Source organism: uncultured Turicibacter sp. (assembly GCF_938044715.1).
Lineage (GTDB): Bacteria > Bacillota_I > Bacilli_A > MOL361 > Turicibacteraceae > Turicibacter > Turicibacter sanguinis.
The window spans coordinates 1-22,526 of record NZ_CALIOS010000018.1 but is presented as its reverse complement, the minus strand read 5'-3'; the positions used below and the strand labels follow the sequence as shown (position 1 = coordinate 22,526).

Here is a 22,526-nt window from a genome sequence, read left to right as displayed (position 1 = left end):
ATTGATATCCCCTCTTTTTTTGATGTTTGTGGAAAATAAGTAATAAGTCAGTGAAGTTGATGAATAATAAAAGAAGATAAAAAAATGTCATAAAAGGAGGTTCAACTATGAAAAAAAATAGTATAAGCATTCTATTTTTTTTAATACTTAGCTTTGTATTAGTCGCTTGTAACAATTCATCAAAGAGTGAAGAAGCGTTAAAAATTGGAATGTTGATTGACTCGGGAAGCATCGATGATAAGTCGTTTAATCAAGGAACGTGGGAAGGAATCCAACGTTACGTTGAGGATCATGAAGGCGTAAAGGCACAGTTTGTTCAACCGTCAGGCGAAACAACGGAAGATTATGTCACATCAGGTGATAATTTAATCATGGCAGGTAGTAACATTGTCATTGCACCAGGATTTAAATTTGAAGAGGCGATTACGAAATTACAACAAGAAAATCCAGAAGTTAAATTTGTTTTATTAGATGGGCAACCATCTGTAGAAAGTCCTAATACAATGTCTATCTATTTTGCAGAAAATGAAGCTGGATTTTTAGTTGGAATGGCGGCAGCTCTTCAATCTAAAACAGAAAAAGTTGCTTTTATAGGTGGAATGAAAATACCAGCTGTTGAAAAATTTGGAAGAGGCTATGTAGCGGGTGTTGCTTATGCTAATCAATTGTATGGAACGAAGACGATAGTGACTGATTATCAATTTCAAGGGACCTTTTATGATGTACAAGGTGGGCAAATGATGGCCGGAGGCATGTACGATAAAGGGGTGGATATTATCTTCTCAGCGGCAGCTGCCGTTGGAAATGGTGTGATTAATGAGGCCAAAGCACGTACTGAGAATCAGGAAGAGGTGTATGTAATTGGGGTTGATATTGATCAATATGAGGAGGGAAAATTAGGAGATGACCAATCAGTTATCCTAACTTCTGCGATTAAGCGAATTGATAATGCGGCTTATGATGCATTGGATGATATTGCTCAAAGTGAATTTCGTGGTGGAGAGGTGATCATTATGGATGCAAAAGCAAATGGAGTTGGGATTCCTTTAGAAAATCCTAATTTAACAACTGAGACATTAGAAAAAATAGAAGCAGCACTTAACTTGATGAAAAATGATCAGTTAAGTGTTCCTAAGACAGCTGAAGAATTAACAGCCTTTTTAGCTGAGTATCAATATGATGCTAGCCTAATAAATTATAATTAGATCATTTATAAAAGCTTTTAAAGAAAGATTATTCCTTCTTTAAAAGCTTTTATGTTAGGCGCCTATTTTTAGATTGGGAGGAATCATTTTAAAAACATATTCAATGCAATCAACTTAAAACTTAATCGTAGTTTTAAAAAAGAAAAGTAATATTTGGTCTTTTAATACAATTTATACTTAACAAAAAGCGACAAAATATTTACATTAAATAGCTTTTCTGTTAAACTTAAGATGTATAAAATATGAGGAGGCCATACAAATGAAAAAATTACTTTCTATGTTTGCTGTTGCAATGTGTGCTACAGTTGGACTAACTGCTTGTGGAGGAGCAGAAGAAGCAAAAACTGAAACACCTCAAACTGGAAATCAAACGACTGTAAAAGTTGGGATGATGACAGACTCAGGAACCATTGATGACAAATCATTTAACCAAGGAACTTGGGCTGGAATCCAACAATATGCAGCTGATCACACAGGTGTTGAAGTGAAATATGTTCAACCAGGTGGGGAAGCGAAAGAAGACTACTTAAGTGCAGCAGATAATTTAATCATGTCAGGAAATCAAATTATTGTTGCTCCTGGATTCAAATTTGAAGAAGCAATCAACGAATTACAAGTTGCAAACCCAGATACAAAATTCATCATTTTAGATGGACAACCGGCTGAGATGGCTGAAAATACAGTTGCGATTTACTTTGCTGAGCAAGAAGCTGGATTCTTAGCAGGTGTTGCAGCCGCTTTACAAACACAAACAGGAAAAGTTGGATTCATTGGAGGAATGAAAATTCCTGCTGTTGAAAAATTCGGATTCGGATATGTAGCAGGTGTTGCTTACGCGAATGCTACTTATGGATTAGAAGTTGAAGTAGCTGATTATTTATACAATGGAACATTCACTGATGTTCAAGGTGGACAAGCGCAAGCTGGTGGAATGTACGATAAAGGAATCGATATTGTGTTCGTAGCAGCTGGTGGAGTTGGAAATGGTGTTATCAATGAAGCTAAAACTCGTGCAGAAGCTGGTGAAGAAGTTTATGTGATTGGAGTTGACGTAGACCAATATGAAGAAGGTGTCATGTCAAATGGTAAATCTGTTATCTTAACTTCTGCCATCAAACGTATTGATAATGCAGCTTATGAAAACATTGATGCATTTGTAAATGGAAACTTCCCAGGTGGGCAAGTCATCACAATGGATGCTAAAACAAATGGAATTGGATTACCTGAAGTGAATCCAAACTTAACAGAAGATACAACTACCAAAACAAATGAAGTATTCGAAGCTATCAAAGCAGGTACAGTAGTTGCTCCAACTTCTGCAGAAGAATTAGAATTAATGTTAGCAGAATTAGGATATGACGCAAGCAATATTAACTTTAAATAATTCATTTAAATACTATTGATTGTTTGTTAAACGAAGTACGCCTGTTCACAGGCGTACTTTTTTTAAAGTAAATAATAAGAATAGGATTTAACACATACTAAGTAAGAGAGTATACCATGGAGTTCATTATCACCGACATTGGATACGTTATCATAAAAAAGAAAGGGGTTAAATCATGGAATACGTGATTGAAATGTTGAACATCACAAAAGAATTTCCAGGGATTAAAGCCAATGATAATATTACACTGCAAGTTGAACCAGGAGAAATTCATGCCCTTTTAGGAGAAAATGGCGCTGGTAAATCAACACTGATGAGTGTTCTATTTGGACTATATAAGCCAGAAGAAGGATGTATTAAAGTTCGCGGAAAAGAAGTTAAGATTACAGACCCAAATGTCGCAACTGAGTTAGGAATTGGGATGGTCCATCAGCATTTTAAGTTAGTTCATAATTTTACGGTTACCGAAAATATCGTTCTAGGTAATGAACCGAAGCTATTTGGTGGGCGTATCAATATCAAAAAGGCAGCTAAACGTGTAGCTGAATTATCAGAACGTTATAACTTACATGTTGACCCATATGCTAAAATTGAAGATATTTCAGTTGGAATGCAACAACGTGTTGAAATTTTAAAAATGTTATATCGAAATGCTGAAATTTTAATTTTTGATGAGCCAACAGCTGTTTTAACACCACAAGAAATTGAACATTTAATGGAAATTATGCGTCAGTTAACCGCTGAAGGTAAATCTATTATTGTGATTACACATAAATTGAAAGAAATTAAAGCAGTGGCGAAGCATTGTACCATTATCCGAAAAGGAAAAGGGATTGGAACAGTCGTAGTGGCTGATACTTCAGAGCAAGAATTGGCTGATTTAATGGTTGGGCGTCAAGTAACGTTTAAACTAGATAAAGACGCGGCTAAAGTTGGAGCCCCTGTTTTACAAGTTGAAAATCTAACGGTTAAAAACAATCGTGGCGTTTCAGCACTTAAAAATTTATCTTTGACGGTCCATGAAGGTGAAATTTTAGGTGTTGCTGGAATTGAAGGAAATGGTCAAAGTGAATTAATCGAAGCTATTACAGGATTAAAACCTGCTGATTCAGGAATAGTGAAATTAGCTGGAAATGATATTAGTAAATTACCAGTTCGAAAACGTACTGAGGCAGGAATTGGGCACATCCCAGAGGATCGTCATAAGCATGGATTAGTTTTAGATTATTCATTAGAAGATAACTTTATTTTACAAACCTATTATCAGCCCTCATTTAGTAAAGGTGGCTTCCTAAACCGACAAGCTATTCGTGAACAGTCAGAGCAGTTAATTGAACGATTCGATGTTCGCAGTGGACAGGGTAGCACCACTATTACACGTAGTATGTCAGGTGGGAATCAACAAAAGGCAATTATTGCACGTGAAGTAGTTCGTTCACCGAAGTTGTTAATCGCAGCACAACCGACTCGTGGTCTCGATGTAGGAGCTATTGAATATGTTCATCGAGAATTAATTGCAGAACGTGACAAAGGACGTGGCGTTTTACTTATCTCGTTAGAACTTGATGAAATTTTAAATGTTTCAGATCGTGTCGCTGTTATTTATGAAGGTGAAATTGTTGCGATTTTAGAAACAGCCAACACAAATGAAAAAGAAATTGGATTATTAATGGCCGGTGCAGGTAAACAAAGAGGTGAGGAATAATGAAAAAGATTAATTTTAGTCTAGCGGATGACAATGTTCAAAAAAAATTGGCACCTTTTGCTTCTGTTATTCTTGGCTTCATCATTGGATTTATTGTTTTATTATGTTTAGGGTATAACCCAGCAGAAGGATTTTCGTATTTATTCCAAGGTGGATTTAAAGGCATCATGAGTGGAAACTTAAAACAGTTTGGAAATACTTTATTGCAGATGACACCATTAGTTTTAACGGGATTATCAGTGGCATTTGCCTTTAGAACTGGATTATTTAATATTGGGGTTTCAGGTCAAATGTTAGTCGGTGGTTTTGCAGCGGTTTACTGTGGGATTATCCTTGATTTACCTCGTTTTATTCATCTACCAGTGGTGGTGTTAGTCGCGATGTTAGCAGGTGGAGTTTGGGCGATTATCCCAGGTTTATTAAAAGCAAAATTTAAAATTCACGAAGTTGTGACATCAATTATGATGAATTATATTGCACTTTGGATGGTTCAATATGGCGTAACGACATTTATTCCAGGAAAATATAGCACAGAATCTGCAACCATTAGTGAGACAGCATCATTAAAAACGGCTTGGATGACATCACTTTTTGATGGTTCATCGATCAATATTGGATTTATTTTAGCGATTTTGGCTTGCCTTGTTGTTTGGTTAATTTTAGATAAAACGACGTTTGGATATGAATTAAAGGCTGTTGGATTTAATCCAGATGCGGCACATTACGCAGGGATGAAAGTTAAACGTAATATCATTCTTTCAATGATTATTGCCGGATGTTTAGCAGGTCTTGCTGGAGCGACCTATTATGTTGGTTATACGAATCATGTTAAAATTGGTGTTTTACCAACGCAAGGATTTGATGGAATTGCCGTTGCGTTACTTGGATTAAATACACCAATTGGTGTCTTCTTATCTGCTTTCTTATTTGGATTTATGAAGGTAGGAGGAGAATTCATGCAAGCAATGACAGCTGTCCCAAAAGAGTTAATTGATATTATTATTTCAACAATTATTTACTTCTCAGCGATTGCTTTATTAATTCAAAGTTTCTTTAAAAAAGTAGCACCGAAGAGAAAAGATGGAGGTGTTAAATAATGTGGGAATTTATTGTGGCAATGATGCCGTATGCTCTTGCGTTTACAGCACCGATGTTAGTCACAGCATTAGGTGGATTATTTAGTGAACGCAGTGGAGTCGTTAATATTGGATTAGAAGGTTTAATGGTCATTGGGGCTTTCACGACTGCATTTTATATCAATCAAGCTTATCAGGGTAGTGATTCAACGATTTGGATTGGAATTTTACTTGGTGGAGTAGCGGGATGTTTATTCTCTTTATTACATGCGTATGCGAGTATTAATCTTAAGGCCGATCAAGTTATTTCAGGAACTGCTATTAACTTATTAGCACCCGCGCTAACTATTTTCTTAGCACGTACTTTAACAGGATCTCAAAATATTAGTATCCTCAAAGGTGTCTCACGTTTTGATGCCCCAATCTTATCGGATATTCCTATTATTGGACCTTTATTCTTTAGCAAGATGTATTTAACCACTTTTATTGTATTAGGATTAGTGGTTTTAACTTGGTATATTGTCTTTAAAACATCTTTTGGATTACGTCTGCGCGCGTGTGGAGAACATCCACAAGCAGCTGATTCAATGGGGATTAATGTTTATAAAATGCGTTATTTTGGTGTGTTAGCATCTGGGTTCCTATCGGGAATCGGAGGCGCTTTAATTATTGTTACCACATCTGGAGAATTTAACGGATCGGTTGCAGGGCTTGGATTCTTAGCATTAGCAGCTTTAATTTTTGGTAAATGGAATCCATGGACCGTATTATTCGCTTCGTTCTTCTTTGGATTTATGAAAACATTAGGGCAATTAGCTTTAATTAATGATACGTTAAAATCATTTGAAATTCCGATGGAGTTTTATAACGCGTTACCATATGTGATGACATTAGTCGCTTTAGTTGTATTTAGTCGTAATATTGTCGGACCAAAGGCAGCTGGGGAACCTTACGATAAAGGAAAACGTTAAAATAAACAAAAAGACAGGAGCTCCTGTCTTTTTATCTGTCTTAAGGGCAAGATAAGACATAGATTTGCTTATCTTGCTATTTTTGCTTATAATATAAGAATATATCTTATCAAAGAGGGGCGATAATAAAAGTATCTTCCTGAGGTTTAAGATTATGTAGTAAAGATTTATGTTTTGATTATGTTGTAATGGAGGTCTCAGACATGAGTGCAAATAAAGGTAAAAAAGTCATCGTTGGGATGTCTGGTGGTGTGGATTCATCAGTCGCAGCGTATTTATTAAAAGAGCAAGGTTACGAAGTAGAAGGTGTATTTATGCGTAACTGGGATAGTGCAGCTAATGCTGACGTTTTAGGAAACCCAACGCTAAATGATGAGGTGTGCCCACAAGAAGTTGACTATAATGATGCAAAAACAGTGGCCGATCAATTAGGAATTAAGCTACACCGCGTCGATTTCGTTCAAGAATATTGGGATCGTGTTTTCATGTACTTTTTAGATGAATATCGTGCTGGACGTACACCAAATCCAGATATTATGTGTAATAAAGAAGTGAAATTTAAGGCATTTTTAGATTATGCAATGAATCTTGGATGTGATTACATTGCGATGGGACATTATGCACGTGTTTCACATGAGGGTGAAGTTCAAATGTTACGTGGGCTTGATAATAATAAAGATCAAACGTATTTCTTGAGTCAATTAACACAAGCCCAGCTAAGTAAAACGTTATTCCCAGTTGGTGAATTGCAAAAATCTGAAGTTCGTGCGATTGCAGCGAAATTAGATCTAGCAACGGCAAAGAAAAAGGATTCAACGGGAGTTTGTTTTATTGGGGAACGTAACTTTACACAGTTTTTACAAAACTACTTACCCGCTCAACCTGGACAGATGCGTACTTTAGAGGGAGAAGTTGTGGGGGAGCATATCGGTTTAATGTATTATACGATTGGACAACGTAAAGGTCTTGGAATCGGCGGAAAAGGGGATGCTTGGTTCGTAATTGGGAAGAATTTAAAAGATAATGTTTTACTAGTCGGACAAGGATTTGATCATGAATACGTTTATGCGGATGAAGCATTAGTTTCAAATGTTAACTGGATTCCAAGTGAGCGATTTGTTGGAACTTATCGTTGTACGGCTAAATTTAGATATCGTCAACCTGATATTCCGGTTGAATTGACTTGGATTGATGATGAAACCTTAAACGTTAAAATGCTAGAACCTGTTCGTGCGGTGACGCCAGGGCAAGCGGCTGTCTTTTATTTAGATGAGGTTTGTTTAGGTGGAGGACGTATTGAAGTTGCATATAAAGATAAAGAGGCTCGCCAATACTAAGAGAGGAGTTTGTGAGGATGGGAGAAGCCGGATACATTAAAGGTGTTTTTTTAGATCATATATTTTTTAATGAAGATAATGGCTTCTCAATTGGAACGCTACTTGTCTTAGAACATGGTGAAGATTTAGATTTAATGCAAAAAGCTTTAAAACCCGTTGATGATAAGATAGTGAATCAACTAGGGTTAAGTGAGCATAAAAAATATGAGAAAATTACGATTTCGGGTTATTTTCCAAAACTCGTTTCACATAAAACATACCGCTTTAAGGGGAAGTTAATTGAACATCCTCGTTATGGTTGGCAATATCAAGCCACATCTTATGATTCGGTTAATGTGCAAGGGAAGTCTTCGCTTGTTCATTATTTGAGTAGTGATATTTTTGAAGGAATTGGACAAAAAACAGCTGAAAAGATTGTGGATGTATTAGGTGATAATGCTATCGATGTCATTTTACGTAATCGACAGGCGCTTGATGAGGTGCCCAAATTATCCAAAAAATTAGCAGATAAACTTTATTCGACACTGATTGATCAACAGGGGACAGAACAGATATTAGCTCCTCTTTACGGCTATGATTTAAGTCCTAAGTTAGTCATGAAAATTTTCAAAAAATATCAATATCAGGCCCTTGAAATTATCAATGAAAATCCGTATCGTTTAATTGATGATATTGAGGGGATTGGATTTTTGAAAGCAGATGAGCTTGCAAGACGTCTAGGGATCTCATTAGATGATCCACGTCGAATTCGTGCGGCTTTGCTTTATGTCATTGATCAAATTGCCATCCAAAAAGGTCATACGTATGTGTACCAAAAGCAGTTGCTTCAAAGTGCTTTACAGTATTTAAATCAAAAATCAACCCAGCTTCTGGATTTTGCGCAAATTGAATCTCAAATTAATGAACTGATTAAAAAGAAAAAAATTTATATTGAAGGAGACTTTTTATTTATTCCGTTGCTTGTCAATAGTGAAAAAGGGATTGTTGATTCTATAGAGCGACTTTTAACGTCTAAAGTTGAAAATCAAGAGAAAGCCCCACAATGTTTAAACGAATTAAAAAAAGAATTAGCTATTACCTATTCAAAAGAACAAGAAGAAGCGATTTTGATGGCGTTAAAGGAACCAGTTAGCATTATCACGGGTGGCCCGGGAACAGGAAAAACAACAGTTGTTCAAGGTATTTTAAAGGCGTATTCGATGTTACACGATGTGGATTTAGATCCGTCTAAATATGCAACAAGTGAGAAAAAGTATCCCATTGCTTTGGCAGCGCCTACTGGTCGAGCTGCTAAACGAATGAGTGAAACAACGGGCTTAAAGTCATCTACCATTCATCGTTTACTTGGGTATGGAGTAGATGGCGTTTTTCAACATGATGAATATGCTCAACTGGAATATAAATTAATTATTATCGATGAAAGCTCCATGCTTGATACCTTATTAGCCTTTCAATTATTTCAAAGCATTCCAACGGGTGCGCAAGTGATTATTGTCGGTGATGATAATCAATTGCCTTCTGTGGGACCAGGGCAGGTGTTAAAAGATTTAATTGAAAGTGGTGTGATTCCTCTGACACGGCTTGAAACGGTTCATCGACAGGCGCAGGATTCGTCCATTATTTCATTCGCACATGCAGTGAAAAATAATCATCTCCCAACGGATCTTAAAGATAAAAAGCCGGATCGTCTATATGTTGAATGTGGGCATCAGGTGATTGCAAGTTATCTAAAACAAATTGTTCTAAATGCCATTCAAAAAGGATATACAGCAAGTGATATTCAAATTTTAGTTCCCATGTACCGTGGGGATTGTGGGATTGACAATCTGAATGTGATGTTACAGGATATTTTCAATCCACCAGCAGATGATAAGCGAGAAATGACATTTGGATCCAAGGTTTTTCGAATTGGCGATAAGGTACTCCAATTAGCCAATCATCCGGAAACAGGAATTATGAATGGGGATGTTGGAGAAGTCATTGGAATTTCTTATAAAAATGAAAATGATGATAAAGAAGAGAAGTTAATTGCTTGTTTTGAAACTAAGGAAGTGACGTACAAAAAGGGCGATCTTCAAAATTTAACGCATGCCTATTGCGTGTCGGTTCATAAGTCACAAGGGTCTGAGTATCCGATTGTTATTTTACCAATTACGCATGCCTATCACGTCATGTTACAAAAAAAGTTGATTTATACCGCCATTACACGGGCTAAAAAATCTTTAATTATCATTGGAGAGTATTTAGCACTTGAGAAGGGGGTTAAAAATGAGGGAGAAGAACGTCAAACGACGTTGAAACTTCGCTTTCAACTAAATCAAACAAAACCGATAAAGGAAAATCCTTTTGCTGATTATTTTAAAGAACATGATATTCCATTTGATTACCTAGATGAAGAAGGATTAGAAGGGATCACACCGTATGATTTAATGGATTAATTGATTAAATTTTGTGCAGATAGATAACATAAAAAATCATAAATCACTCACACTAAAGATTGTAATCTTTGAACTGAGGTGAAATGATGAAGAAAATTCTTGTACTTGTTATGTTTTTAATGGCTTTAGTGGCAACACTTATGTATTATGAAGATCCTCGTTACTATCAAAAACAATTTAAAAAACAATCTAGAAAATATCGTAAGCAAATGGATTGTTGGCAACACTACCTACACGATAGAATGCCATTTTAAAAAAGAACTCTCTCAATCGAGAGAGTTCTTTTTTGTGTATAAGCTTTCTTTTCAATTTAATAATTTATCAAATTGGATAAAAAAAGCTTGAAACATCTTGATAAAATCGATAAAATAGAGTCGAATAACAAAATGTTGATAGAAGAAAGTAGAAAATTGAACGTTTCACAGAGAGGGATTTCTTGGCTGAGATAAATCCTAACAATCAATGCTCGAAAGCTACTTCTGGAGTACAGTTAAAGTCTGTCGGTTTTCGCCGTTATCTGTTTCAAAGAGTTGTTTTTTTAGTTTACTTAAAAAACAAAATTAAGGTGGTACCGCGTTCAATACGTCCTTATATCAAATAAGGGCTTTTTTTATACTCATTTTTAAAAGAGGTGAACAAAATGAAATACATGACAGGATCAGAGATTCGTTCAATGTACTTAAATTTCTTTAAATCAAAAGGACACATGATCGAACCAGGAGCACCATTAGTTCCAATTAATGACCCTTCATTATTATGGATTAATAGTGGGGTTGCAGCTTTAAAAAAATACTTTGATGGACGTGAAATTCCAAATAACCCACGTATTACAAATGCTCAAAAATCAATTCGTACAAACGATATTGAAAATGTTGGGAAAACGGCTCGTCATCATACGTTCTTCGAGATGTTAGGAAACTTCTCGATTGGAGACTATTTCCGTGAAGAGGCAGTGACATGGGGATGGGAATTATTAACATCAAAAGAATGGTTTGGATTCGATAAAGAATTATTATATGTAACTGTTTATCCAACCGATCAAGAAACATATGATTTATGGATCAAATTAGGTGTTTCGCCTGATCACATTGTGAAATTAGAATATAACTTCTGGGAAATCGGAGAAGGACCATGTGGACCAAACACTGAAATTTTCTATGATCGTGGAACAAAATATGATCCAGAAAATATTGGAATCCGTTTATTAGAAGAAGATATTGAAAATGATCGTTATATTGAAATTTGGAACATTGTATTTTCTCAATATAATTCAAAAGAAGGATTAGATCGTAGTGAATATCCTATGTTACCAAATAAAAATATAGATACTGGAATGGGTCTTGAGCGTATGGCTTGTGTGATTCAAGGCGTTGAAACAAACTTTGACACAGACTTATTCATGCCAATCATTCGTGCGACGGAAGAAATGTCTGGTGTAAAATATACACAAGAAACAGCAACGGCATTTAAAGTGATCGCTGACCATGTTCGTACGGTAACTTTTGCAGTAGCAGATGGAGCACTTCTTTCTAATGAAGGACGCGGATACGTCTTACGCCGTTTATTACGTCGTGCTGTTCGTTATGGAAAAAAATTAGGAATTGATCGTGCTTTCATGTATGAATTAGTTCCTGTTGTAGCAGATATTATGAAAGATTATTACCCATATGTTTGCGATAAAATTGAGTTAGTTCAAAAAGTGATTAAATCTGAAGAAGATCGCTTCCGTCAAACATTAGCAGATGGAGAAAAAATCTTGACGGATTTAATTGCTAAATGTGAAGATAAAACAATTAGTGGCAAAGACGCATTCATGTTATATGATACGTACGGATTCCCATATGAATTAACTTTAGAATATGCAGAAGAAGCTGGATTTACAGTTGATAAAGAAGGGTTCGATGCCCAAATGGAAGTACAACGTGAACGTGCTCGTAATGCTCGTGAAGATGTTGAAAGTATGCATTCACAAAATGCTGCTTTAATGAGCTTTAAAACCCCTTCTAAATTTGTAGGATATCATCAATTATCAACAACATCAAACGTTATTTTATTACTACAAAATGGGGAAGTGGTTGATTCATTAACTGGAGCTGGACAAGTCATTTTAGATACTACTCCATTTTATGCTGAAAGTGGAGGACAAGTAGCAGATACAGGGATGATGACAACCTCTGCTGCAAATGTGATGGTAACAGATGTTATCAAAGCTCCAAATGGACAGCATTTACACAGTGTACAAGTAGACGGAACATTATCATTAAATGATGAGGTTGTTTGCCAAGTTCAAGTTGAGAATCGTTTAGATTTAACAAAAAATCATACAGCGACTCACTTATTACACCAAGCATTAAAAGATGTTATTGGTGCGCATGCAAACCAAGCTGGATCATTAGTATCTGCTGATCGTTTACGTTTTGACTTCACCAATATGCAAGGGTTGACGTCAGAAGAATTACAACGTATTGAAGCGATTGTTAACGAGAAGATTTGGGCTTCTATTCCAGTTGAAGTGTTTGAAAAAAGTATTGAAGAAGCAAAGCAAATGGGAGCAATGGCGTTATTTAGTGAAAAATATGGTGAAACGGTACGCGTTGTCAAAGCAGGAGACTATAGCATTGAGCTTTGTGGTGGATGTCATGTTTCAAACACCTCTGAAATTGGTTTATTTAAAATCATTTCAGAATCAGGAATTGGAGCTGGAACTCGACGTATTGAAGCGGTGACGGGTAAGGGAGCTTATCAATACATGAATTCATTTATTGAACGATTTGCAGCGGTATCTGAGACATTAAAAACAAAACCAGCATTACTTGAAGAACGTGTTGAAGGGATTTTAGATGAGTTAAAAGAAGCGCATCGTGAAAATGATTCATTAAAATCTAAATTATCTCATTTAAAAATGAAGGAAATTGTTAATAATACACGTGAGGTAGCAGGAATTACAGTGTTAACTGCGAACTTAGTTGATGTGGATATGAACCATTTACGTCAAATGGTTGACGAATTTAAACAACAGCTATCATCGGCAGTTATTGTGTTAGCAAGTGCAGTAGATGGTAAGGTTGCAATCTCTTGTGGTGTAACGCCAGATTATGTGAAACAAGGGGTACATGCAGGGAAAATTGTTAAAGAAGTCGCAACGATTTGTGGTGGAGGCGGAGGCGGACGCCCAGATATGGCTCAAGCCGGCGCTAAAGATGCAACAAAAATTGAAGAGGCATTAAAGAATGTCGATGAATGGTTAAAAAATAATTTATAATTCTTTTCATCCCATTAACATTATTGTAAAATAAAGTTAAGAACTATTTATGGGTGGTGAGTTGCATGATCTCGAATCAAACAATGATGCTAGACGATTTACTACAAAATAAATTGAACCAAAATCAAGCGGTTGAAATTATTTTGACAGATGTATTCGATGCATTAAAAGAAAAAGGTTATAATCCGATTAACCAAGTGGTTGGATACTTAATTTCAGGAGATCCAGCTTATATTTCGAGCTATCAAGGGGCACGAAACAAAATTCAGCAAATTGAACGTGATGAAATCATTGAAGTTTTACTTGAAAAGTTTGTAGAGACGAAAAAGTGAAAATTTTAGGATTAGATTTAGGAACTCGCACGTGTGGAATCGCCATTAGTGATGCCCTTGGAATGATGGCCCATGGTGTTGAGACTTTCCGATTTGAGGAAAATCATTATAAAAAAGCAATTCAACACGTTCAAGAATTAGTAAAAACTCATAAAATTTCGAAAATCGTTTTAGGGTTACCTAAAAATATGAATGGTTCGATTGGAGAACGAGGACAAGTGACACAAGAGTTTGCTAAGAAACTTGAAGAAGCAACGAATGTCACGGTTATTCTATGGGACGAACGATTGACTACTATGCAAGTTGAACGTGTCCTCATTCAAGCTGATGTTAGTCGCAATAAGCGAAAAAAAGTGGTTGATAAAATGGCAGCAACCATTATTTTACAGAGTTATTTAGATTCAAATCAAGCACGTTCATTCGTGTAAATCTTATAAGAGGTGACCAAAATGTTAGATGAAAATCAATTAACAGTAATCGATGAAAATGGAAATGAATTATTATGTGAAATTTTATTTACATTTGATTCAGATGATTATAACAAATCATATGTTGTCTACTACCCAGCAGGAGCAGAAAATGAAGATGAAGAAGGAAATGTAGATTTACATGTTTCAGCTTACATCCCTGGTGAAAACAACGAGGGTGGAGAATTATTACCAGTTGAAACAGATGCTGAGTGGGATATGATTGAAGAAGTGATTAATACATTCTTAGCTGAAGAAGATGAGGATGCAGAATAATTAAAATCTAATAGATGCGAAAACGGACGTTAAGTCCGTTTTTGTGTGTATATAATGTAGAGGTGAAGATAAGATGAGGAAGGTTATCCTAGGGATCGTTATAACACTTATTGTCGCATTAGCTGGGATTTTGGGGTATTTAGGAATCCTTTATGTCAAAACCCAAGAGCCGGTGAATCCGAGTGATGAAACAGTGATGAATTATACCCTTCAACCTGGAACATCAACAAAGGGTGTGAATCGCGAGTTAGCAGAACTTGGATTGATTGAGCATCCCGAGATGGCAAATTTGATTGTTAAATTAAATGATTGGTCGCATATTCAAGCAGGAGAGTATGAGTTATCCCCTTCCATGACACTAGAGCAAATGTATCAAAAATTTGAAAGTGGAGATGTTGTCGAAGCGAATACCACAAAAGTGGTGATTCCAGAAGGTTATGATTTAGAATATATAGCAGCTAGCTTATCTTTAATTGTTGATTTAAGTGCTGAAGATATTTTAAATGAGTGGAAAAATATTGATTATTTGAAACAATTAGTGAATGAATATTGGTTTTTGACCGATGATATTTTAAAAGAAGGGATTCGATATCCGTTAGAAGGCTATTTTTATCCAGCTACTTATTCATTTTTAGATCAAGTGTATACGCTTGATGAAGTCACACACTTAATCCTAGATGTGACAGCAAAGAAATTAGAACCGGTGAAGTCTTGGTTTGATGAAGCATCGCTTAATATTCATCAAGTCTTTTCGCTAGCGTCAGTCATTGAAGGAGAAACTCAAAATGTAGAAGAAATGCCAATAGTAGCTGGTGTTTTCTTTAATCGTATTAACTCAGGTATGTATTTACAAAGTGATATGACGGTACTTTATGCCTTAGATGAACATAATGAGCGTGTAACGGAAGCGATGACAAAAGTACAATCCCCTTATAATACATATGTGACACCAGGCATTCCAATTGGACCTGTTAGTAGCCCGTCAATTGAGGCTATTAAAGCCGTGTTACATCCTGATGAAAATAACTATTATTATTTTATAGCTGACATGTATGGATGTGTAGATGGTAAAACTCATTTCTTTGAAACATATGAAGAACATATGAAATTTTATCGAAACTATTTACTTCCTTCATATGAAGCGGGCACAAATGTATGTCAGTAATCTCAACTAGGTGGTAGAGCAATGAATGAACAATTAATAGAACTAATGAGTCGATTTAAAACAATTCAACATGATGACTTATCATTAGAAATGAAACAATATGCACAGGAGCATGATGTTCCGATCATTCAAGATCAGGGTCTTGAATTAATGTTACAATTACTACGAGTTAAGCAGCCTAAAACTATTTTAGAAATAGGTTCTGCTATCGGTTATTCCTCTTTAATGATGGCGCGCCATTTACCACAGAGTCATGTTGTGACGATTGAACGTGATGAATCCCGTTATAAAGAGGCTGTTAATTATCACGCACGTAGTACCATCTCAGATCGAGTGACATTAATTAAAGCAGATGCATTAGAAATTTTGAATGAAGACATTCCTAATGCTCCATTTGATGTTATTTTTATTGATGCAGCTAAAGCTCAATATCAGAAGTTCTTTGAAAAATATGAACCTTTATTAAAAGAAGATGGAATGATTATTAGCGATAATTTATTATTCCATGGTCATATTTTTGATAATAATCAAAAACAAAGCCGTAATTTAAAACAGTTAGTTCGAAAAATTAACCGTTATAATGATTGGTTAGCCAATCATCCAGATTATGACACCCTGTTATTACCAATTGGTGATGGCGTAGCAATTAGTTTGAAAAGAAAGCTAAAGTAGTTTATAATCGTATATTGTCATAAATGATAAAGTGAGTTGATAAAATGAAAAAACCAGAATTGATTGTAACACCTCATGATATCCATGAGATTAAAGATTTAATTGAGGCAGGTGCAGACGCGTTTATCATTGGTGAAGAAAAATTTGGATTACGTTTAGCTGGTGAATTCAAATTAAATGATTTACGTGAAGCCGTTGAGTTAATTAAGCAATATAATAAAAAAGTATATGTTGCTATCAATGCTTTAATGCCAAATAGCTTGTTAGATGATTTGAAAACATATATTCAAGAAATAAAATCATTACCGATTGATGCGCTTCGCTTTTCAGATCCAGGGGCTTACATGATTGCTAAAGAAGTAGCGCCTCAGATGAGCCTTCATTGGAGTAGTGAAACATTAGGAACCAATTACTTCACAGTAAATTATTGGTATGATCGTGGGGTAGAACGTACGGTTTTAGCACCTGAAATGATGAAAGAATCTGTTATTGAGACAAAAACATTCGCTAAAGGTGAGATTGAGATTTTAGTTCATGGTGCGATTTGTATGTTCCATTCTCGACGCAATTTAGTGGGGAATTATTTAAAATTCCAAGGACAAGTTGTAGAAAAAGTTCAGACGCGTGAAGAAGGGCTACAATTATTTGATCCAGAGCGAAAGCTATATTATCCTATTTTTGAAGATCAACAAGGAACTCATATTTTCAATGGAAGCGATGTTTGCATGATTGATGATTTAGCTGAATTTATTGAGGTTGGTGTGGATAGTTTCCGTATCGATGGCGTATTGAAATCAAGTGAGTATTTATTAAATGTCACAAAAGCTTACCGTTTAGCCATTGACATGTGTATTGAAAATCGTGAGAAATACAATCAAATAGGGCGTGCCTTATACAAAAAATTAGAAGAAATTCAACCGAATAATCGACAGTTAGATCGAGGTTTCTTCTATAAACCTTCAATTTATAAACATAAATAATATTAAAAAGGGGTGGACACTATGGCGAGAACTCCAGTATCAGCAATTGTTGATGGAAAACGTGTCATCGTTAAAAAACCAGAATTATTAGCTCCAGCCGGATCACTTGAAAAATTAAAAATTGCTGTGATGTATGGTGCAGATGCAGTTTTTATTGGTGGACGCGAATTTGGACTACGTTCAAATGCTCAAAACTTCTCTCTTGAAGAAATCAAAGAGGGAGTTGAATTTGCCAATCAATATGGTTCAAAAATCTATATTACCACGAATATTATTGCTCATAACGAGAATATGGTGGGACTTGAAGACTATTTAACTGCTTTAGGTGAAATCGGTGTAGCGGGAATCATTGTGGCGGATCCATTAATTATTGAGACATGTAAACGTGTCGCACCAAATGTTGAGGTTCATTTAAGTACACAACAATCCACGATGAATTACATGGCCATTAAGTTTTGGGAACAAGAGGGCTTACATCGTGTTGTATTAGCCCGTGAAACAACAAAAGAAGAAATTAAAGAAATCATGGATAAAACAGATGTTGAGATTGAAGCTTTTGTTCATGGTGCGATGTGTATCGCTTATTCTGGACGTTGTACCTTATCAAATCATATGACAGCACGCGATTCAAATCGTGGAGGATGTTGTCAATCTTGCCGTTGGGAATATGATTTAGTCAAAGAACAAGAAAACGAAACCACACGCTTATTCAAAGAAGATGACATTAAATTTGCGATGAGTCCAAAGGATTTAAATTTATTGAAATCAATTCCTGAAATGATTGAATTAGGAATTGATAGTTTGAAAATTGAAGGACGCATGAAATCCATTCATTACATTGCAACCGTTGTGAGCACCTATCGCAAATTAATTGACTTATATTGTGAAGATCCAGATAACTTTGTCTTCAATGAAGCCTTATTAGTCGAATTATCAAAATGTGCTAACCGTGAAACAGCGCCAGCATTCTTTGAAGGGATTCCATCTCATGAAGAACAAATGTTTAATAATCGTGATGAGCATCCAACTCAAGAGTTTATCGGACTTGTTTTAGATTATAATGAAGAAACCAATGAAGTGACATTACAACAACGAAATCATTTCCGTGTGGGAGAGCGCGTCGAATTCTTTGGTCCTAAAATTGACACTCAAATCATGACGATTACAGAATTATTTGATGAAAAAGGCGAGGCTTTAGACGTTGCTAGACATCCAAAGCAAATTTTAAAATTTAAAGTACCATTTAAACTATATCCAAATGATATGATGCGCAAGCATGTGGTGAATGAGAAATAAAAATATTGCTAATAATAAAGACAAGAAGAGGAAGAGACTATCATGAATAAACCATTAATTATCGGTGTAGCTGGTGGAACGGCATCAGGAAAAACAAGTGTTTCAACGATTTTATATGATGCATTTGCAGACCGTACCATTACTTTACTAAGACAAGACGATTACTATAATGATCAAAGTCATATGACATTAGAAGAGCGTGTGAAAACAAACTATGATCATCCATTATCAATGGACAATGAGTTATTAGTTAAACACTTAAAAAAATTAATGTTAGGTTATTCAATTGAAAAGCCAATTTATGATTACACTCAACATACACGTAGTGAGTTAACTGAAAAAATTGAACCAACTAAAATTATTATTGTGGAAGGTTTATTTGTTTTAGAAGATGTTCAAATTCGTGATTTATTAGACATTAAAGTGTTTGTTGAAGCAGATGATGATATTCGCTTTATTCGTCGTTTATTACGTGATACAACAGAACGTGGACGTACCATTGAATCCGTGATTTCACAATATACAGAGTCAGTAAAGCCAATGCATCAACAATTCATTGAGCCGACTAAAAAATATGCGGATATCATTGTTCCAGATGGGAAAACAAATACCGTTGCCATTGATTTACTAATCACTAAAATAAATAGTATATTAAATGCCTAAGTTCATGTATAATAATAGTTGATATTATCAATCAACAAGGTTCTTATTGATACGGAGGAATTTTTCATGAAAGAAAAACAACAACATTTAACCCTTGAGGGGATTAAAAAGTTTCAAGATGAATTAGATCACTTACAACAAGTGCGCATGGAAGAAATTAAAGTTAAGTTACAAGAAGCACGCGCACAAGGTGACCTTTCGGAAAATGCTGAGTACGATGCAGCTCGTGAAGAACAAGCCATGGTTTATGAGCGTATTCAAGAATTACAATACATTTTAAAAAATGCGGTTGTCATTGAATCAGATGAAAATAGTGAAGTCATTACGATTGGTTCAACAGTTTCATATCAAGAAGAAGAAACTGATGAGCAAATGACATATAAAATCGTTGGTAGTGCAGAGGCAAACCCATTTGAAGCTAAAATTTCTAATGAATCACCAATTGCACAGGCATTAATGGGGAAACGTGTTGGAGACGTTGCAATGGTTTCAACTCCAAAAGGAATCGTCACAGTCGTTATTCTTGACGTTCAGTAATTTGAAGCTGCTTTTAAGCAGCTCTTTTTTATATTTTTTGAAAAAAGGTGGATTAATATGACAATTGCAATTATCGGCGCAATGGAAGAAGAAGTAACGATTTTACGTGAGGCAATGGAGGTAGAAGAAGTTAAAACCATTGCACATGTTGAGTTTACAAAAGGTTTATTAAATGGAACATCAGTTGTGTTATTAAGAAGTGGAATTGGGAAAGTTAATGTTGCGATTGCCACTACTTTATTATTTGAACATTTTGATATTGAGGCTGTTATTAATACAGGATCAGCTGGAGGATTACATCCTGAGGCTAATATTGGAGATGTCGTGATTTCTGATGGAGCTATTTATCATGATGTTGATGTGACAGGATTTAATTATGCGTATGGACAAGTTCCGGGGATGCCAGCCATTTTTACGCCAGATGCGACATTGGTCGAAAAAGCGAAAACAGTGTTAGAAAAGTCGAATAAAACTTACTGGATGGGGCAAATTGGAACAGGAGATTCATTCATTAATCGACCAGATCAAATGGAATTAATTAAGAAAAATTGTCCAAATGTTGTAGCAATTGAAATGGAGGCAACTGCGGTTGCTCAAGTTTGTCATCAATACCAAAAACCATTTATTATTTTACGTGCTCTTTCAGATATTGCAGGAAAAGAATCACATATTTCATTTAATGAATTTATTGAAGTTGCAGCAAAAGAGTCATCAGAAATGGTTACTGAATTAGTTTCTTTAATCTAATTAGGTATGGAAACAATCGAGCGTCGCACTTTGACTGTTCGATTGTTTTATTTTATAAAAATTCGATTAGAAAACTTATTTGGGTTCATAATACAAATGTTTAGGAAACGGAGTGATGAATGATGTTAGTTGTTTTTGGAGGTTCATTTAATCCCCCTACGATTGCTCATTATAATATTGCTAAACATATTTTGAAAAATCTTGATTGTCGACACTTTTTCTTTTTACCCGTAGGGGATCAATATCCTAAAAAAGAATTGATTGAGGCGAAGTTTCGTGTCGACATGTTAAAGCTTCTTTGTGCGAAGTTAGAACGAACTTCTGTTAGCACACTAGAAGTAGAGGCGGATCATGTCTTAACAAGTTTTGAAACGTTAAGCCTTTTTCGACAACAATATCCGAATGATGACATTGGATTTGTCATTGGAGCAGATAACCTAAAGGATTTGCCCAATTGGGTGCAAGCAGACGAATTAATTCGTTATTTTAAAATCATTGTCTTTCGTCGGGACGATATTGACGTGGATGATTTGATTCAAACCTTATTTAAGGAGCAAATCGAACGTTTTATTGTTTTAGATTCATTTGGTGAGATGGATGTTTCTTCCACAAAATATCGTCAAGATGTCAAGAACGATAAACTAGTTTTACAAGAGGTTGATGCATATGTACATGCGCATCATTTATATGGACGAGGTGAATCAAAATGATTAAAAATGGATTTATAAAAGTTGGAACTTCTTCTCCACGTGTATCAGTTGGAAATCCAATAGCCAATGTTGAAGTGATGCTAAAAGCTTTAGAAGTCGCAAAACAAAAACAATTAGGAATTTTAGTTTTCCCGGAATTATCTGTTTCTGGTTATACGTGTGGAGACTTATTATTACAGACTTACTTATTACAAGATGTTAATCGTGCGATTGAACTCTTGCTTGAAAAAAATCCATTTGATGGGATTGTCGTGGTAGGAGCTCCAATTTCAATTCATCGTAATTTATATAACTGTGCTGTCGTGATTCAGAAGAATGAAATTTTAGGAATTATTCCAAAGTATTATTTACCAAATGATAGTGAATTTTATGAAGGTCGTTGGTTTACACGTGGCCATGAAATCGTTCGTCATTTTGATGAAATTAACTACCTAAATCGTACGGTACCATTTGGGGATTTAATTTTTGAAAATGAATTGCACAATGTTTCGTTTGCCGTTGAGATTTGTTTGGATTTATGGGTTGCTTCTTCTCCAAGTTCTCGATTAGCTTTAAATGGAGCAGATATCATTTTAAATCTTTCAACAAGTAATGAATTATTCCAAAAAAGTCGTTATCGTCGAGACTTAGTGAGAGTCCAAAGTTCTAAACTTGTGTCTGGTTATGTGTATTGTTCATCAGGTGTTTATGAATCAACAACCGATGGCGTGTTTTCAGGACATAGCATCATTTCTCAAATTGGAGAAATTTTGACAGAATCTGAATTATTCTCACGTGATGAACTTAATATGACGATTGCAGACATTGATGTTTCAAGAATTCAATTTAACCGTCGTCGTTCAACCCCATTTAGACAAAGTGGAGAAGATAATATGGCCTATGTTCAACGTGTTCCTTTTACATTAGTGGTAAATGATGAATATACGTTTGAAAAGCCATTAGATGAGACCCCATTTGTTCCTAAAGTGGAAGAAAAAGAATCGTTTGAAGAAATTATGAATATTCAAGTGGCAGGACTCGCTAAACGTATGATTCATACAAAAGCCCAAACGTTATTGATTGGGGTTTCAGGTGGTCTTGATTCAACCTTAGCGCTACTATTAGCGGCTAAAACGTTTGATTTAATTAACTTACCTCGAAAAAATATTATTGCATACACAATTCGTGGTTTTGGAACCTCAAATCGTACGAATACAAATGCAAATAATTTGATGAAAACGCTCGGAGTGACGCATCATGATATTGATTTAAGAGAATCTGTCTTATCTCATTTTAAAACGATTGGGCATGATCCAAATCAAGT

General features: G+C 35.4%; 21 protein-coding genes and 1 other annotated feature. All 21 genes read left to right on the top strand.

Annotation, left to right across the window (positions count from 1 at the left end; all coding sequences use genetic code 11):
* The first annotated feature begins 107 nt into the window (after positions 1 to 107).
* Positions 108 to 1,205 carry a BMP family protein gene (locus QWC74_RS01880; protein ID WP_006783334.1) on the top strand — a complete coding sequence of 366 codons (1,098 nt, stop codon included), beginning with the start codon at positions 108 to 110 and terminating at the stop codon, positions 1,203 to 1,205.
* Between the two features lie 259 nt (positions 1,206 to 1,464).
* Positions 1,465 to 2,589: a BMP family protein gene (locus QWC74_RS01875; protein ID WP_006783335.1), complete on the top strand. Its 1,125-nt coding sequence runs from the start codon at positions 1,465 to 1,467 to the stop codon at positions 2,587 to 2,589.
* 175 nt (positions 2,590 to 2,764) lie between these two features.
* On the top strand, positions 2,765 to 4,294 hold the full coding sequence (locus QWC74_RS01870) for an ABC transporter ATP-binding protein (RefSeq protein ID WP_006783336.1): 1,530 nt from the start codon (positions 2,765 to 2,767) through the stop codon (positions 4,292 to 4,294).
* The gene (locus QWC74_RS01865) at positions 4,294 to 5,391 is read left to right on the top strand and encodes an ABC transporter permease (protein WP_006783337.1); all 1,098 of its coding nucleotides are present in this window, start codon (positions 4,294 to 4,296) and stop codon (positions 5,389 to 5,391) included. The genes QWC74_RS01870 and QWC74_RS01865 overlap by 1 nt, the downstream gene beginning before the upstream one ends.
* A complete protein-coding gene (locus tag QWC74_RS01860; RefSeq protein ID WP_006783338.1) occupies positions 5,391 to 6,341 on the top strand; it encodes an ABC transporter permease in 951 nt (316 codons plus the stop codon). The genes QWC74_RS01865 and QWC74_RS01860 overlap by 1 nt, the downstream gene beginning before the upstream one ends.
* A gap of 203 nt (positions 6,342 to 6,544) precedes the next feature.
* Positions 6,545 to 7,678, top strand: coding sequence for a tRNA 2-thiouridine(34) synthase MnmA (gene mnmA, locus QWC74_RS01855; RefSeq protein ID WP_006783339.1), 1,134 nt, complete (start codon positions 6,545 to 6,547; stop codon positions 7,676 to 7,678).
* A gap of 17 nt (positions 7,679 to 7,695) precedes the next feature.
* Entirely contained in the window at positions 7,696 to 10,116 is a 2,421-nt protein-coding gene (locus QWC74_RS01850; protein ID WP_006783340.1) for an ATP-dependent RecD-like DNA helicase, read from the top strand.
* Between the two features lie 86 nt (positions 10,117 to 10,202).
* Positions 10,203 to 10,370, top strand: coding sequence for a hypothetical protein (locus tag QWC74_RS01845; protein ID WP_006783341.1), 168 nt, complete (start codon positions 10,203 to 10,205; stop codon positions 10,368 to 10,370).
* Positions 10,371 to 10,496: 126 nt separating this feature from the next.
* Positions 10,497 to 10,709: a binding site (T-box leader), on the top strand.
* 47 nt (positions 10,710 to 10,756) lie between these two features.
* On the top strand, positions 10,757 to 13,378 hold the full coding sequence (gene alaS, locus QWC74_RS01840; RefSeq protein ID WP_006783342.1) for an alanine--tRNA ligase: 2,622 nt from the start codon (positions 10,757 to 10,759) through the stop codon (positions 13,376 to 13,378).
* Positions 13,379 to 13,464: 86 nt separating this feature from the next.
* Positions 13,465 to 13,710: an IreB family regulatory phosphoprotein gene (locus QWC74_RS01835; protein ID WP_370454861.1), complete on the top strand. Its 246-nt coding sequence runs from the start codon at positions 13,465 to 13,467 to the stop codon at positions 13,708 to 13,710.
* The gene (ruvX, locus tag QWC74_RS01830) at positions 13,707 to 14,138 is read left to right on the top strand and encodes a Holliday junction resolvase RuvX (RefSeq protein WP_006783344.1); all 432 of its coding nucleotides are present in this window, start codon (positions 13,707 to 13,709) and stop codon (positions 14,136 to 14,138) included. The genes QWC74_RS01835 and ruvX overlap by 4 nt, the downstream gene beginning before the upstream one ends.
* A gap of 21 nt (positions 14,139 to 14,159) precedes the next feature.
* Entirely contained in the window at positions 14,160 to 14,453 is a 294-nt protein-coding gene (locus QWC74_RS01825; RefSeq protein WP_006783345.1) for a DUF1292 domain-containing protein, read from the top strand.
* A 73-nt stretch (positions 14,454 to 14,526) separates the two neighbouring features.
* Positions 14,527 to 15,618 (top strand): endolytic transglycosylase MltG, encoded by a 1,092-nt coding sequence (gene mltG, locus QWC74_RS01820; protein WP_006783346.1) that lies wholly within the window; start codon positions 14,527 to 14,529, stop codon positions 15,616 to 15,618.
* 21 nt (positions 15,619 to 15,639) lie between these two features.
* Positions 15,640 to 16,290 carry an O-methyltransferase gene (locus QWC74_RS01815; protein ID WP_006783347.1) on the top strand — a complete coding sequence of 217 codons (651 nt, stop codon included), beginning with the start codon at positions 15,640 to 15,642 and terminating at the stop codon, positions 16,288 to 16,290.
* Between the two features lie 44 nt (positions 16,291 to 16,334).
* Positions 16,335 to 17,270, top strand: a complete 936-nt coding sequence (locus QWC74_RS01810; RefSeq protein ID WP_006783348.1) for a peptidase U32 family protein — start codon at positions 16,335 to 16,337, stop codon at positions 17,268 to 17,270.
* A 21-nt stretch (positions 17,271 to 17,291) separates the two neighbouring features.
* The gene (locus tag QWC74_RS01805) at positions 17,292 to 18,566 is read left to right on the top strand and encodes a U32 family peptidase (RefSeq protein WP_006783349.1); all 1,275 of its coding nucleotides are present in this window, start codon (positions 17,292 to 17,294) and stop codon (positions 18,564 to 18,566) included.
* A gap of 42 nt (positions 18,567 to 18,608) precedes the next feature.
* Positions 18,609 to 19,229, top strand: coding sequence for a uridine kinase (udk, locus tag QWC74_RS01800; protein WP_006783350.1), 621 nt, complete (start codon positions 18,609 to 18,611; stop codon positions 19,227 to 19,229).
* A gap of 66 nt (positions 19,230 to 19,295) precedes the next feature.
* Positions 19,296 to 19,766: a transcription elongation factor GreA gene (gene greA, locus QWC74_RS01795; protein WP_006783351.1), complete on the top strand. Its 471-nt coding sequence runs from the start codon at positions 19,296 to 19,298 to the stop codon at positions 19,764 to 19,766.
* Positions 19,767 to 19,823: 57 nt separating this feature from the next.
* On the top strand, positions 19,824 to 20,513 hold the full coding sequence (gene mtnN / locus QWC74_RS01790) for a 5'-methylthioadenosine/S-adenosylhomocysteine nucleosidase (protein ID WP_006783352.1): 690 nt from the start codon (positions 19,824 to 19,826) through the stop codon (positions 20,511 to 20,513).
* Positions 20,514 to 20,632: 119 nt separating this feature from the next.
* Positions 20,633 to 21,223 carry a nicotinate (nicotinamide) nucleotide adenylyltransferase gene (gene nadD / locus QWC74_RS01785; RefSeq protein ID WP_006783353.1) on the top strand — a complete coding sequence of 197 codons (591 nt, stop codon included), beginning with the start codon at positions 20,633 to 20,635 and terminating at the stop codon, positions 21,221 to 21,223.
* Positions 21,220 to 22,526: nitrilase-related carbon-nitrogen hydrolase (locus QWC74_RS01780; RefSeq protein ID WP_288993858.1), on the top strand; the 1,307-nt coding region annotated here is incomplete at its 3' end. The genes nadD and QWC74_RS01780, both read left to right, overlap by 4 nt.